The sequence below is a fragment of the Bacillus sp. AFS018417 genome, assembly GCF_002560985.1.
GTDB lineage: Bacteria > Bacillota > Bacilli > Bacillales > Bacillaceae_G > Bacillus_A > Bacillus_A rhizoplanae.
On record NZ_NTTM01000004.1, the window covers coordinates 112,400 to 127,379 of the forward strand.

Consider the following 14,980-nt stretch of genomic DNA (forward strand, 5'->3'; position numbering starts at 1 on the left):
ATTTCCTGCACACTGATGAAGGATCGGCTTTAAAATATTCTAACTCAACATTAATCAACAATATGAAGTACAATTCGTCCACGACCATGTCCACGCTGACTGAATTCGTGGGCTTTTGGAGCTTCATCAAGAGCAAATGTTTTTGATATAAACGTTTTAATTTTTCCATATCGTTTAAAGAAATTATCTGTTTCTTAAGTTAATAGGCGCACGATTAGTCCTCTTTTTAAACTCTATATTTACCAAACAGGTCTTACCCTCGATGATAATTTACCTTCATTTGCTTCATAAACTAATTTTGTTAAATCTTCTTTGAGCATTTGCATTCGTTCAGCACCTATCTTTTCAATCCACCGTTGTTCAATCTCAGTTAGTATTTTATCTTTTGCTTTCACTGCTAACCAACCTCGTTCGGTTAAAACAATAATTTTCCCTCTTTTATCAGTTGGATGAGTTTGGCGCATTACATAACCACTTTTCTCAAGAGAATCCACCATTTTACTCACAGCTTGCTTTGTAATTCCTAAATATTCGGCTAGTTCTATCCCTGTTGCCCCATCAGGGATGATACGTTTAAACATAAAACCATGTGCAGGTCTAATATCTCCAAACCCTAATTCACTCATTTTGTCATTTAGTTCATCAATCAATGTACTAAAGGATAATGACAAAAGTGATGTAAGATCCAATTCACTCAATACTTGATGATTCATACATAAAACCTCCTTAAATAAAGTCAATTAGGTTGACTTTATTTAAATTCCATTGTACTATGCGTAATATAGTCAATCAAGTTGACTATATTGTTTTTGTCATAAAAGAAATGGGATACCCATTTTTAATGAGTAAATATATAACAACGTAAGAGTGAGTAATAGGAGGAACAGAGCATGACAACAGTTTTATTTGTAAAAGCAAACAACCGCCCAGCAGACCAAGCGGTTAGTGTGAAATTATATGAGGCTTTTCTAGCGAGTTATAAAGAATCACATCCAAATGATACAGTGGTAGAGCTTGATTTATACAATGAAGAATTGCCATATGTAGGAGTAGATATGATTAACGGTACATTTAAGGCTAGTAGAGGACTTGATTTAACAGAAAAGGAAGTAAAGGCAGTAGCTGTTGCTGATAAATATTTAGATCAATTCCTTGCAGCTGATAAAGTTGTATTTGGTTTCCCGTTATGGAACTTAACAATCCCAGCTGTACTACACACATATATTGATTATTTAAACCGTGCGGGCAAAACATTTAAATATACGCCAGAAGGTCCAGTAGGTCTTATTGGAGATAAGAAAATTGCATTATTAAACGCAAGTGGCGGTGTATATTCTGAAGGGCCGGCAGCTGAAATGGAAATGGCTGTTAAATATGTAGAAAGCATGATGGGCTTCTTCGGTGTAAAAGATATGGAGAAAGTAGTAATTGAAGGTCACAACAAATTCCCGGATAGGGCAGAAGAAATTATTGCTGCAGGGCTTGAAAAGGCTGTTAAAGTAGCAAGTACGTTCTAATTCACAAAACACTTGTCACTCAATATGGCAGTACCAGCACTTTTATAGCGGTGGTACTGCTTTTTTATTCGCTTATTTAGCTACTTTTGGGTAGTGAGAACATTCTTAACTTATTAAACGATAGAAAGAAGGATTACATTACAATGGAACGTTTATGGACAAAAAACTATATCATGCTGACAATTACAGCATTATTACTATTTAGTGGATTTTATTTACTAATGCCAACACTACCTATGTTTATTAAACAATTAGGTGGAAGTGAATCTCAAGTTGGATTTATTATTGGAGTGTTTACAATATCGGCAGTCATTTTACGTCCTATTGTTGGAGGATTAATGGATCGATATGGTCGACGAGTATTTATAATAAGCGGAATACTATTTTTTGCAATTACAATGTATTTTTATGATTGGGTAACAGGAGTTATATTTTTAGTGGTATTACGTATCATCCATGGACTGAGCTGGGCAATTGCTACAACTTCGATCGGAACGGCTGTGACTGATGTGATTCCACCATCTCGCCGCGGGGAAGGAATGGGATGGTATGGACTTGCAATGACTTTAGGAATGGCTTTAGGACCAATATTAGGTATTTGGGTAGCGGAATCATTTTCATTTCATTATCTATTTCTTCTATGCACAGCATTAGCAATTATTGCATTCATACTTGCACTTGGTACAAAAATACCGGCGGTTCAAAATACATCAAAAAACCCAATATCATTTTTTGAAAAAACAGTCTTGCCAATCGCTATTGTTACATTTTTCCTAACTATTACTTTTGGTGGTATTACAACATTTTTACCACTGTTTGCAGCAAAAATTCAAGTAAATGCCGGTACTTTTTTCTTAGTTTATGCTGTTACACTTATAGTAATTAGACCGATTGCAGGGAAAATATCCGATAAACATGGAGAAGGGGTCATTATTGTTCCTGCGCTTATTACACTGATAATCGCACTATTAGTCCTAACAATGACAAACGGGATTGTTGGACTAGTTATTACAGCTATTTTGTACGGAATTGGTTTCGGATCAGCACAACCTGCGCTTCAAGTAGCAACGATACGATTAGCTCCACCGGAGAAAAGAGGTGTAGCGAATGCTACATTCTTTACTGCTTTTGATTTAGGGATTGGTTTAGGATCTATGGTTCTAGGACTTGTTTCACAGCTCATGGGATATCAAATGCTATTCATTGTTTGTGCTGTATCTGGGTTTATTAGTCTGTTACTTTTTATTTTGTTTGTAAAAAAGACATTAAAATAACTTTTTAAATTATGGAAAAAGCGCTATTCTTTTTGTAGAAATGTATGAAAAGGATGGCGTTTTTTATTTGTTTGCTGAAGAACTACAGCGATATCTATCTTCATATATTCTCTAATAACTCGCACAGGAGAAAGCTTTTGTAAAACGTAAAAGCCCATTTGAAGTTTTGTGCTACAAATGATAGTTGTTAATCACAATGACTTAATCAAAGGAGTTGAATGAAAAGCAAAATGGAAAGCATATTATTGAAGTATTTGACTAAATTTACAACGTTGAACGAAGAGGAACAACAAGCAATCGTTAAAGATATACTGATTGAAGAATATAAAAAAGGAACAATGCTCCTTAGACAAGGAGATGTTCCTACTACATGTTATTTCGTATTGAAGGGGTGTGTTAGGCAGTATTCGATAGATGAAACGGGAAAAGAGATCACATCTAATTTCTACACAGAAGAACAAGCAATTGCGAATTTCAATCATCATAAACAAGACAAGTCATCGGCGTATTCTTTAACTTGTGTAGAAGACTGTATATTGGTCGTTGGTGACCTTGATACGGAAAAGGACATGTATAACAAATATACACAATTGCAGACGATGACACGCAAGATGATTGAGGAGAAACTAGGTGACATGCAAGATGAAATGGCTTCATTTATTGCATCTACACCTGAAGAACGCTACAAAGCACTATTACAGAAACGACCTCATTTAGTGGACCGTGTACCTCAACATCAGTTGGCGAGTTATCTTGGTATTACACCAGAGTCATTAAGTAGAATTAAGAGGCGAATTTATAAAGATAGTTTTTAGGAAGTTGTCATACACTTTTATAGATTTTTCCTCCCTTGAACAGCAACCATACACCAAAGCCCAATTCTCCTACAATCATTGGCACAGTAAATACAAATGTAAGTATTGAAATTACCTCATCATATTCTGGAAGAAACGTGCTGCATAAGTGAATGACAATGTAGCCTATTGAAGCAAGCAACAATAAGATGCTAATGACTTTTGGTATACTGTCTGATTTGAAAGCTAAGTAGCCCACAATCATGAGATGCCCACCAAAAATGATTAAACCAATAGACCAAATAGATTGAAATGCGTCTAAAAATAGCATCATCTGTGCTTGAAGTTGATCGGTTGTAAATAATGATAAATAGTCTGTATGTTTTGTTAGAAGCAACGAAAATATTAAATTCAGTATGGAAATTCCCAATATAGTCGCGTAGATAAGGCGGAGCCATGCACCGAGCAATGACAGGCTTTTATGAATAGGCTTCAGGAAGAGATAGAAAGCCCAGGCGACCACAATGTCACTTATTAGGATGATGACCCAACCAAAGATTTCGGCCTTGAAAAGGATATTTGATGACATGATGTTGTGAAATGTGGCACTTGCATCGCCTTTCACAACGAGGGTTGCATGGACAAAGCCATAGGAAAAAAATGAAACAAGTGCCATGATGATAAGTGAAGTACCAGCAGCTAGAGCGGATTTTCGCTGACTCAATTGTTCTTTTACTGAGATAGCCATAAGATACCCTCCATATTATATTGTTTATTTTCATTTTAAGGGGAAGATTATGACTGGTCATTGACTTAAATCAAGAGTGGAAATTATTTTTAAAGTTGCAATTGTTTACAGTGATAGGTGGGGGAACCACTGATGGAAGTTTCACTTTATAAGCGTGTGATCTATTGATCATAAAGGGGGAATTACATGCCACACGTACAATTACAAAATGGGGCAACTTATTATTATGAGATGAGAGGGGAGGGAGAGTCGATTTTATTTATACACGGTAGTGGAGCAAGCTGGAAAATTTGGGAGCCTCAATTTGAAGTCTTTTCTAAACATTACAAAATGATACTTGTTGATATGCGAGGGCACGGCGGTTCCACAAAAGAGTTTCCAAATAGACAGTATTCTATGAAAGTGATAGTCGAGGACATGAAAGAGTTTTTAGATGCGCTTGGTATATCGTCCATTCCCGTTATCGGGTTGTCACAAGGAGGTGTCATTGCAAGTTTATTGGCCTGCACCCATCCTTCTTATGTGCAAAAATTAGTACTGAGCAATAGCTACAGTGAAGTACCAACTATGGGAGCTGGCTGTCTCCTAACTGTTTCCAATGCGATTTTCAGTATACTTCCTTACTGGATTATCCTTAAGTTGATTATGATACCTTATGGAGAGGACACGTATACAAAGCAAGTAATTTTGAATTCCTTAAGCGTTGACAAAAGCATGCTGCTTGCCATGAAAAAAAGTGAGTTTCCCACTCATACAAATGATCTCCATAAAATTACGGCTTCTACCCTTGTACTTTGTGGCGATAAGAAAAACGTCGGACCGGAGGAAAAAGCCGGGAATATTATATTTAACCATATCCCCAAAGCTACTCTCGGCGTATTTAAAAATGCTTTTGATCCGTTAACAACGATGAGACGAGATATCTTTAATGAGATGGTATTGGATTTTCTTGGGGATCGACCGTTACAATCTTATGAAGATGTGACGTATACAAATAAGTAACTTAAAAGAGATAAAGTGAAATCATTATTTTATTTATTGCAGTGGGATAAGTAATAATCAAAATACAATTCCATTCTTCCAAACAGAGAAAATAGTAACAGTAGTTTCCTTGAATAAGCATATTTCCATTTATGAAAAATTATGCTGTTCTAGTGATAGAACAATATTTTATCCTGTTCTAAGTAGTTAAAGAAGTGAGGAATTGAGATTGAAAAAGTTTAAGAAGTTTTACTTAGAGATTACAAGTGTATGTAATCTTGCATGCAGCTTTTGCCCGCTAACAGAACGACAGAAGCAATTCATTTCTGTGGAGGACTTTTCTAAGAGATTAGACGAAATTAAACCTCACACAGACTACATTTATTTACATATAAAAGGCTCCATCCTAAAATAGACCAATTGTTAGACTTAAGTCATGAAAAAGGGTTTAAAGTTAATATTACAACCAATGGAACATTAATTAATAAAAAGAGGGACAAATTATTAAATAAACCTGCACTCAGACAGATGAATTTTTCACTTCATAGCTTTGATGGTCATGCTGGTTCTACAGATAAGGAAGGATATGTGAGGAGTGTACTTCCTTTTATTAAAGAAGCAACGAGCCAATCAGAAATGATTGTTTTGTTGAGACTATGGAATCTCACACAAGCAATGCCACAAATCTTGAAAAGCAACGAAACAGACAATTACTAGAAATCATTGAAAAAGAATTTGATTTACACTACAAAATTGAAGAGAAGGTCGTACCAGGAAGTGGCGTGAACATTGCGGATCGCATCTTCATTAATCAAGATTACGAGTTTCAGTGGCCTGCACCGCATGAAGAAGAGGACGATGGGACGGGCTTCTGTTATGGCCTTCGAAATCAAGCAGGTATTTTAGCAAACGGAACGGTTATCCCTTGTTGTTTAGATGGTGAGGGAATTATCAACCTTGGAAATATTAATGATGCCTCATTGTCTGATATTATCGAAGGGGAGCGAGCAAAAAATCTTGTAGATGGGTTTTCGCGAAGAGTGGCAGTAGAGGAACTATGTGGAAAATGCGGATATCGCAAACGATTTGGAAAATAGATAGGAAAACGAGTGCCACGCAAAACGTGTACAGTAAAAAAAGATGGACCAAAACANNTGTTTTGGTCCATCTTTTTTACCATTCCTTTGGCTCATAGTTCAAGTCTTGGAATAATCGATTGCGCTCTTTTTTAGATAAGTCTCTCCATTGTCCAACGGGTAGATTACCTAAATGAATATTCATAATTCGAGTTCGCTGTAGTCTATAAACATCGTATCCAAGCGCTTCACACATGCGACGAATTTGACGATTTAGTCCTTGTGTTAAAGTGATTTGAAAAACATATTTAGAAAGTTGTTCCATCTTACAAGGCAGCGTTTTCGTACCTAAAATTTTTACACCTTCAGCCATTCGTTTTAAAAATTCAGGAGTAATCGGCTTGTCTACTGTAACAATGTATTCTTTCTCATGCTTATTTTCAGCACGTAAAATTTCATTGACTATATCACCGTCGTTCGTAAGGAGTATTAAGCCATCTGAATCTTTATCTAGTCGCCCGATATTAAAAACTCTTAATGGATGATTGACTAAATCAACAATATTACCCTTAACATTTTTTTCTGTTGTACTTGTAATACCTACGGGTTTATTTAAGGCAATATAAACATAATTTCTTGCCATCCGTATTGGGTTACCGTTTACACGAACATCATCCCCAGGCTCGACTTGGCTGCCTATTTTCGCAACCTTTCCATTTATCGTGACTCTTCCTTCATTGACTAATTTATCTGCACCGCGTCTAGATGCTTTTCCGGATTCACTAATGTACTTATTAATACGCATGTTAAACACAACCTTAAGTAGAGAGTTAATAGTATTAGAATATTGGTTTCACATAAGATTTTCAAGGGCTTATTAAAATCTTATGTAGATTAGTATCGGTGGTAGCATAAATGACGTAGACTTTTTATGGTAGATGATCGAGATCTTTGGCTACAAAAAATATATTGAATGTGTTTCTGTTGAGAGACAAATTTGTTCAGAAAAAGATGTGTTAGATTTGTAGGCATATGTGTTGAAAATGACGTATACTTATTAATGCTCTACGTTGATGCATTTTCGGGAGACTTCTTCAATCTGAAAACAGGTCTAGCAGGAATGATGTTGCAAAAATACATAAACTATCATATAAGAGTTGCTGTTATTTTAGAACATTTAAGAATATTGCAGATGCTGGAACTTGGATTTCGAGTTTATGATACCAAGGAGAAATTAAAACTCCATAGAAAAAATGGAATTATGCATATGGTATTCATACAATGGTGAAAAATACATAAAAGAATATATAACAAAATGAGGTTAGTACATGAGTCCACAAAGTTTTAACAATTACGCATTGAGTAAGGAAATTATAAGAGCACTTGCTAGCTTACAATATGAAAAGCCAACAGAAGTGCAAGAGAAAGTCATCCCGATTGCATTAGAAAAGAAAGATCTTGTTGTAAAATCACAAACAGGAAGCGGTAAGACAGCTTCTTTTGGGATTCCGCTTTGTGAAATGGTTGAGTGGGAAGAAAATAAGCCGCAGGCGTTAATCCTTACACCAACAAGGGAACTTGCTGCGCAGGTAAAAGAAGATATTACGAATATAGGCAGATTTAAGCGTATTAAAGCAACTGCGGTTTACGGAAAATCTCCATTTGCGCGTCAAAAATTAGAACTAAAGCAAAAGACACATATTGTTGTCGGCACTCCTGGACGTGTATTAGATCATATTGAAAAAGGGACTTTCTCGTTAGAGTGTTTGAAGTATTTGGTGATTGATGAGGCAGATGAAATGTTAAATATGGGCTTTATCGATCAAGTAGAAGCAATTATTGACGAACTACCTACGAACCGAATGACGATGCTATTTTCTGCGACATTACCAGAAGATGTTGAAAATTTGTCTCGCACATATATGGAATCACCAATCAACATCGAGATTAAAGCATCTGGTATTACGACAGATAAAATTGAACATAGTCTTTTAGAAGTGAGGGAAGAAGAGAAGTTCTCTCTTCTGAAAGATATAACAACTATTGAAAATCCAGATAGTTGCATTATTTTCTGTCGTACGCAAGAAAATGTAGATGATGTATTTAGACAGCTAAAACGTTCTGGCTATCCTTGTGATAAAATTCATGGTGGTATGGTGCAAGAAGATCGGTTTGCAGTAATGAATGACTTTAAAAAAGGGAAATTCCGCTATTTAGTAGCGACAGATGTAGCAGCACGAGGAATTGATATTGAGAATATTACCCACGTCATCAATTATGATATTCCATTAGAAAAAGAAAGTTACGTACACCGTACAGGAAGAACAGGGCGTGCTGGTAATAGCGGAAAAGCAATTACATTTGTAACTCCGTATGAAGAGAGATTTCTAGCAGAAATCGAAGAGTATATCGGTTTTGAAATTTTAAAAATAGATGCACCTTTAAAAGAAGAAGTTACAAAAAGAAAGGCGGCATTTGAAGAAAAAATAAATGCTAAGCCAATGATTAAAAAAGATAAAAGTGCGAGTCTAAATAAGGGAATCATGAAGCTTTACTTTAATGGTGGGAAGAAAAAGAAAATCCGAGCAGTGGATTTTGTTGGTACAATTGCCAAAATTCCAGGTGTTACAGCGGATGATATAGGGATTATTACGATACAGGATAATGTTTCTTATGTTGATATATTAAACGGAAAAGGACCACTTGTTTTAAAAGTAATGAAAAACACAACGATAAAAGGGAAGCAGTTAAAAGTTCATGAGGCAATTAAATAAAAGGAGCTATCCACTTTGAACTGTATCCTATAAAATGGACAATTTAATAAAAAGACCATAAAAAATCAAGCACCCAAGAGATGGTTTCGGTATTCTACCGGAGCCATCTTTTTGATAAATGAACTAATTCTAGTCTAGTATATGGATTTTAAGTTTTTTAAGACCGAATCCATTCAGAAACAAAATCCTCTATCTGCCATATTGATAAAAACGAACGTTTTTGAACCTGAGTAAAAAAACGTTCATGTTTTTATTGCATATTCACTAAAAATTTGTTATATTATCAATGTAATAATCTTAAATATCATCACTCGTATATACTCGGTAATATGGTCCGAGCGTTTCTACCTAGTTCCCAATGAAAGAACTGGACTACGGGTTAAAGTATTCGTTCGTTCGGTGTATTGAGCCGCTACCGTTCTATAATTTAGCATTCGCCTCATTTTTTGCTTAATTAACTTTGACTACCGTAGTTCTAGAAAGTAGAGATTCTTCTACAATTTCTAGAACTTTTTTCTTTGGACCAAAGCCTCGAGTGTATTAAACAACAAGAGAAAAAGGAGAGATTATTTATGAAGAACAACATGTTAAAAAAATATGCTTCTCTAGCAACTACTATCGCATTGTCATTCTCAATACTTGCAGGATGTAATGCTAGTTCAAAACAAGTAACTGAGGCGAAAAGCAATCAAAAACCTATCTTAATTCAAGGCCCAATGCCAATAGAAGCTGAAAAATTTGCAAAAAGGTTAAAAAATGTGAAAGAGGAAAAATCCGGAACTTTTGTATTTTATAAAGGAACTGTAGACAACTATCCTGTAATCGTTGAGAAAACAGGTAAAGGAATGGAAAATACAGCAGCCGCTACAGCAGTGGCTATTGAAAAATATAAGCCTATAGCAATTATTAACCAAGGAACATCAGGTGGACATGATCCTAATTTAAACGTATTTGATATTGTTTTAGGACAAAGAACTGTAAACCTAGGTTCATTAAAAACAGGAAATAAGGATGAAAGCCAAGGAATTGATCCAACTACGTGGAAACCTATGGACTTAATGGCTTCTGAAGGAAGTGCAGGCGAAGACCCTAATGCTGAAAAAATCCATTACTATGAGGGAGATAAAGACTTACTTGCAGCTGCTAATGCAGTAAAAGATAAATACACTAAGGGTAAGGTTGTTGAAGGTACTATAGGTTCAGCAGACGTTTGGAATAATGAAGTTGATAGAATTAAGTGGTTCCATACAAAATACGGTACATCTGTAGAAGAAATGGAAGGTGCTGCTGCAGCGCAAATCGCAAAAGCTTATGATGTACCATTCTTAGGGATTCGAGTATTATCTAACAATAAAGTAAATGGTGGAAAATACAACCCCAATACCGCAGCGGCAAATCAAGAATATGTATATGAAGTAGTTAAGAAATATATAGCTACGATGCCAAATAAATAAAATCAGCTCTACTCTTAACATAAAAACGAAGGGATAAACCCCTTCGTTTTTTCACTTTATTTTGAGATTACAAGTTACGGAAAGCCTGCTCTGCTCCATAACCATAAAGGAGTATGAACATCGCCTACCATTTAGAGACACTTCCCATGCTTCAGCCACAATCTGACGGTTATCAACTATACCACTTAATATCTCTGGTGAACATAAGTTTTTTTTGTTAAATGAACATATAATTTCTGGAAAATATGAAATATATTTATGAAGTATTTAAGTGAGGAGGATGAATATGTTTCAAACACTAGATAATTTCTTTAAATTATGGAATAAATGTAAGTTTACATATTTGGGGGTATTCGTAATATGAATAATGTAGTAATAAACTTCAATTGTAAATTAAAGACCTAAAGGGTGGGGTAGAATGAATGCATTTTTGACAGTTATACCAATTATACTTATAAGGTATGGCCTATTGAGTGCAATAAGTAAAGAGGGGCCTAAACGTGCAGGTTTCTTTGCTCCATTATTGGGAAAAGAAAAAGTGGCTCTCTGGATTTATCAATTTAGAGAATTTTAAATTGATTCTTGTAACAATATTTCTTTAGTATCTATCATCCTTTATATTTTCTGCTTCTACTTTTGTGATTAATTGATATAAGAAATTATGATCTTGAAGGAACACTTTAACCTCTTCTACATAATTGTTTGGTACTATTGCGTATGAAAAAGGTGCATCTATTTCAATCGTAGCTTCATTTCTTTCTTTATAAGCTGTTTTTTCATGAAAAAACCTCCGCATGTAGGATGTAAGAAGATTATCTCATGGGCTATTTACAACTTGTAGACGGGGAATATTTGACGCTTACTTTCTTGTAGCAGGACAAGTAATAAGCAAAATACAATTCCATTCTTCTAAACAGGGAAAATAGTAACAATAGTTTCCTTGAATAAGTATGTTTCCATTTATGAAAAATTATGCTGTAATAGTGATAGAACAATATTTTATCCTGTTCTAAGTAGTCAAAGAAGTGAGGAATTGAGATTGGAAAAGTTTAAGAAGTTTTACTTAGAGATTACGAGTGTATGTAACCTCGCATGCAGCTTTTGTCCGCCAACAGAACGGCAGAAGCAATTTCTTTCTGTGGAGGAATTTTCAAAGCGATTAGATCAAATTAAGCCTCACACGGACTATATTTATTTACATGTAAAAGGTGAGCCTTTGCTTCATCCTAAAATAGATCAATTGTTAGACTTAAGTCATGAAAAAGGGTTTAAAGTTAATATTACAACAAATGGAACATTGATTAATAAAAAGAGAGACAAATTATTAAATAAACCTGCGCTCAGACAGATGAATTTTTCACTTCATAGCTTTGATGGTCATGAAGGTTCTAAAGATAAGGAAGGATACGTACGAAGTATACTTTCTTTTATTAAAGAAGCAACGAGCCAATCAGATTTGATTGTTTCGCTCAGATTATGGAACTTAACGCAAGACAATAAGACGAATATTGAAATACAACGAAACAGACAGTTATTAGAAATTATTGAGAAAGAATTTAATTTACCGTACAAAATTGAAGAGAAGATCACACCAGGAAAAGGCATAAAAATTGCTGATCGTATTTTCATCAATCAAGATTACGAATTCCAGTGGCCCGCATTGCATGAAGAAGAAGACGATGGAAAGGGCTTCTGTTATGGCCTTCGAAATCAAGCAGGTATTTTAGCAAACGGAACTGTTATCCCTTGTTGTTTAGATGGTGAGGGCATTATCAACCTTGGAAATATTAACGATGCCTCATTCTCGGATATTATCGAAGGGGACCGAGCAAAAAACCTTGTAGATGGATTTTCACGAAGAGAAGCAGTAGAGGAACTATGTAGAAAATGCGGGTATCGTAAACGATTTGGGAAATAGTCAGGAGTAAGTAGGGTAGACGGATTCGTCTAAACTCTATCCTTTTAATGTAATAAAAAAAGAACCCTAAGATTTTGGTCTTAGGGTTCTACTATGTTTTAAAGTTTTCTTACAAAGAAATTCTATAGGACTAGTTAACTAATAGACAACTTGTCCAATAATCTATTTTGTCGCTTTTCGTCCTACTAATACCCAGTACAGAGATAAACTGAAAAGGGTAATGAGTACGAGAATGAATAGGATATTACTATACATGGAAACATCCGCATTGCTTGTAATCCCTAGGAAGCTTTGTCGCATTGCGGAATGGTCCATCATTGCTGCTGTATAGGCAATTCCGATTGACATAGCGACACTAAGTGTTAAGTTATAAAACCCGATTGCTGTTCCTGTTTTTTCTTTTTCAATTGTACAAATGCAAGAATCAAGTAATGGTGCATACATGAGTGCAAATGAACTAGAGAAGAGAATCATAGATATTACGAATACAACAACAGAAGTTTTTATAAAGATTCCGCCTAATAGTAAGCTAATCATAATGCTACACATAGCGAGTGTAATACATTGCTTGCTTCCTAGAACCTTCGCGATTTTTCCAGAAAGAGCCCCAACTACGGCAGCTGCGATATAGCCTGGAATCAATAATAGTGAAATGGTATCTAGCTGCAAACCATAAATCTTTTCAAGCAAGAATGGAAATAAGAAAATATATGCTAACTGTACAGAGTAAATTACAAAAGCAACTCCAAGCAATGAGATAAATTGTTTATTTTTAAAGAATGAAATTCCGATAAACGCTTTTGAGTTCTTGCTGATATAAGTAAGGAACAATGTAATTGCAACAATGAACAAGATAAGGTACATCCAATTGAAATCAGTAATGTATAGTAGTAGGGATGCTGAAATGATTCCTACTAGAAATAATCCTAATACATCTACATTACTGTTTTTCGCTTCTTCCTTAGGAAGATATTTCAAAATAAAAGGAAGGGTGAAAAGTGTTACTAAAGAAAGTAAAAATAGAGTTGTCCAATGGAAGTATGTAGAAACATAACCTCCAGTTAATGCACCTATAAGCTGTGAAAGAGCAAAACTACTTGTACTTAATCCTAAAAATTTCTTTTGTTCATTTGCAGGTAAATGTTTTGTTACAAAGATAACATATAATGTTTCAGCTGATGCTAAACCTGCAGTTTGGATCATTCGTGAGATAACAACTAATAAAAACGAGTGTTGAAAAATATATCCCATGACGGAACCGACACAGATTAAAATAATACCAACGCTAAAAAGTTTTCTGATACTAACGGAATCTGCTAAAGTTGCGTAAACAACTGCTCCAATTCCAATCACAAGGCCAGCTAGAGTTGCTTGCCAGCTAACTGTTGTCGCTGAAATATTAAAATCTTTTGCCATATCAACAGAAACAATCTTAAACGAATTGTCAATTACTAAACATAATAGAAATAACAGTAAGGTAATAGGTACTGCTTTCTTAGCATTATATTCTTGGGTTTTCTTCATGCTTACATCTGCAGTTATTGTAGACATAGTTATATTCCTCTCCTTTTGTTATGCAGGAAATTGTCTTCCTGAGTCATAATTGTCTCGCTTTTAAAAAGGAAACGTTTCCATAAATGACTAAAAATATCTTGTCCTTTGATTACGCTTTCATGATCATGCGTGATAACCCTTTAAAATATACAATATCGTATGGTTGTATGCATCTGGGTAATGAAAACGATATCATATACTTCCTTCTTATGATGTTTATAAGGAACTTACATGAATAACCAAAACCATCTTACCTTCTGATTGCGCTTTCATGGTAATGTATGATAACTCCTTGAAGTATACAATATTGTATAGTTGTCTAAAAACTTGTATACATCTTAACAATGAAAATGATACCATACCTTTCATTGGCTCACAACCCATCTTTCTTTCGGAATTTGTCTTTTTTGTTACAAAAAAAAGCGATGTATTTCGTATGAAATACATCGCTTTATATAAAAGATGAACCGAAATGTCTTATCTTATATGAGCGTATAGGGAATCCCACTTTCAATTAGAAAGCCTTAATAGGGGGAGCACGATACGTCTATCAAGCATTGAGAAGAAAAAAGGAACAAAAAAATTATATCGCAAAGTATCTTGATCAACATAGAGTTCTCTGTGAAAAGAGCCCTGAATATTAGGGCTCTTTTTAGAAGGATTTAAATCTTTCACTTCCAGTTACTTTATGAATAATATAGTTCACTCCATGATACGTTACGCCAAATAATATGAAAAATAGCATCGCTAAAATGATACATATAATAAAATCTAAAATACCCCCATCGAAACTAGCATCCGCATTGATAAAATCTAATTTCTCCTCTTTACTGATTATATACCCTAGAATATAGGACAATACAACTCAGATTACAAAGGATAAAGCAAGA

The 14,980-nt window shown here is 34.9% G+C and carries 14 protein-coding genes, 1 pseudogene and 1 riboswitch; of the genes and pseudogenes, 10 read left to right on the forward strand and 5 right to left on the reverse strand.

What is annotated here, in order from left to right; translation table 11 throughout:
• Positions 1 to 50: 50 nt before the first annotated feature.
• Positions 51 to 161 carry a zinc-binding dehydrogenase gene (locus CN326_RS25360; protein WP_098306261.1) on the reverse strand — a complete coding sequence of 37 codons (111 nt, stop codon included), beginning with the start codon at positions 159 to 161 and terminating at the stop codon, positions 51 to 53.
• Positions 162 to 239: 78 nt separating this feature from the next.
• Positions 240 to 713, reverse strand: coding sequence for a MarR family winged helix-turn-helix transcriptional regulator (locus tag CN326_RS02740; RefSeq protein WP_098305983.1), 474 nt, complete (start codon positions 711 to 713; stop codon positions 240 to 242).
• A 177-nt stretch (positions 714 to 890) separates the two neighbouring features.
• Here CN326_RS02740 and CN326_RS02745 point away from each other — a divergent pair, with 177 nt between their 5' ends.
• From CN326_RS02745 to CN326_RS02755, 3 genes are all read left to right on the forward strand, one after another.
• Positions 891 to 1,517 carry an FMN-dependent NADH-azoreductase gene (locus CN326_RS02745; protein WP_098305985.1) on the forward strand — a complete coding sequence of 209 codons (627 nt, stop codon included), beginning with the start codon at positions 891 to 893 and terminating at the stop codon, positions 1,515 to 1,517.
• 143 nt (positions 1,518 to 1,660) lie between these two features.
• Complete coding sequence (locus CN326_RS02750) at positions 1,661 to 2,791, forward strand: MFS transporter (RefSeq protein WP_098305987.1); 1,131 nt, start codon at positions 1,661 to 1,663, stop codon at positions 2,789 to 2,791.
• 230 nt (positions 2,792 to 3,021) lie between these two features.
• Positions 3,022 to 3,606, forward strand: coding sequence for a Crp/Fnr family transcriptional regulator (locus tag CN326_RS02755; RefSeq protein ID WP_098306263.1), 585 nt, complete (start codon positions 3,022 to 3,024; stop codon positions 3,604 to 3,606).
• 7 nt (positions 3,607 to 3,613) lie between these two features.
• On the opposite strand, the gene CN326_RS02760 is transcribed toward CN326_RS02755, so the two are convergent.
• Entirely contained in the window at positions 3,614 to 4,333 is a 720-nt protein-coding gene (locus tag CN326_RS02760) for a DUF4386 domain-containing protein (RefSeq protein WP_098305989.1), read from the reverse strand.
• A 186-nt stretch (positions 4,334 to 4,519) separates the two neighbouring features.
• On the opposite strand from CN326_RS02760, the gene CN326_RS02765 reads away from it, so the two are divergent.
• Both CN326_RS02765 and CN326_RS02770 read left to right on the forward strand, forming a co-directional pair.
• Complete coding sequence (locus CN326_RS02765) at positions 4,520 to 5,335, forward strand: alpha/beta fold hydrolase (RefSeq protein ID WP_098305991.1); 816 nt, start codon at positions 4,520 to 4,522, stop codon at positions 5,333 to 5,335.
• Between the two features lie 208 nt (positions 5,336 to 5,543).
• A pseudogene (locus CN326_RS02770) lies at positions 5,544 to 6,411 on the forward strand (radical SAM/SPASM domain-containing protein).
• Between the two features lie 76 nt (positions 6,412 to 6,487).
• Here the strand turns inward: CN326_RS02770 and rluF are convergent.
• Complete coding sequence (rluF, locus tag CN326_RS02775; RefSeq protein WP_176524518.1) at positions 6,488 to 7,204, reverse strand: 23S rRNA pseudouridine(2604) synthase RluF; 717 nt, start codon at positions 7,202 to 7,204, stop codon at positions 6,488 to 6,490.
• 183 nt (positions 7,205 to 7,387) lie between these two features.
• Between rluF and CN326_RS25365 the strand changes: the two genes are divergently transcribed.
• The 5 genes from CN326_RS25365 to CN326_RS02805 all read left to right on the forward strand — a co-directional run bounded on the left by CN326_RS25365 (position 7,388) and on the right by CN326_RS02805 (position 12,536).
• Complete coding sequence (locus tag CN326_RS25365) at positions 7,388 to 7,678, forward strand: DUF4180 domain-containing protein (protein ID WP_218007839.1); 291 nt, start codon at positions 7,388 to 7,390, stop codon at positions 7,676 to 7,678.
• Positions 7,679 to 7,718: 40 nt separating this feature from the next.
• On the forward strand, positions 7,719 to 9,164 hold the full coding sequence (locus tag CN326_RS02785) for a DEAD/DEAH box helicase (protein ID WP_098305995.1): 1,446 nt from the start codon (positions 7,719 to 7,721) through the stop codon (positions 9,162 to 9,164).
• Positions 9,165 to 9,455: 291 nt separating this feature from the next.
• A riboswitch (purine riboswitch) is annotated at positions 9,456 to 9,559 on the forward strand.
• 177 nt (positions 9,560 to 9,736) lie between these two features.
• Positions 9,737 to 10,618, forward strand: a complete 882-nt coding sequence (locus tag CN326_RS02790; RefSeq protein ID WP_098305997.1) for a 5'-methylthioadenosine/S-adenosylhomocysteine nucleosidase — start codon at positions 9,737 to 9,739, stop codon at positions 10,616 to 10,618.
• Between the two features lie 418 nt (positions 10,619 to 11,036).
• The gene (locus CN326_RS02795; RefSeq protein WP_218007840.1) at positions 11,037 to 11,192 is read left to right on the forward strand and encodes a hypothetical protein; all 156 of its coding nucleotides are present in this window, start codon (positions 11,037 to 11,039) and stop codon (positions 11,190 to 11,192) included.
• A gap of 465 nt (positions 11,193 to 11,657) precedes the next feature.
• Positions 11,658 to 12,536, forward strand: coding sequence for a radical SAM/SPASM domain-containing protein (locus CN326_RS02805; RefSeq protein WP_098306001.1), 879 nt, complete (start codon positions 11,658 to 11,660; stop codon positions 12,534 to 12,536).
• A gap of 162 nt (positions 12,537 to 12,698) precedes the next feature.
• Here the strand turns inward: CN326_RS02805 and CN326_RS02810 are convergent, their stop codons facing one another.
• On the reverse strand, positions 12,699 to 14,087 hold the full coding sequence (locus CN326_RS02810) for an MFS transporter (protein ID WP_098306003.1): 1,389 nt from the start codon (positions 14,085 to 14,087) through the stop codon (positions 12,699 to 12,701).
• Positions 14,088 to 14,980 lie beyond the last annotated feature (893 nt).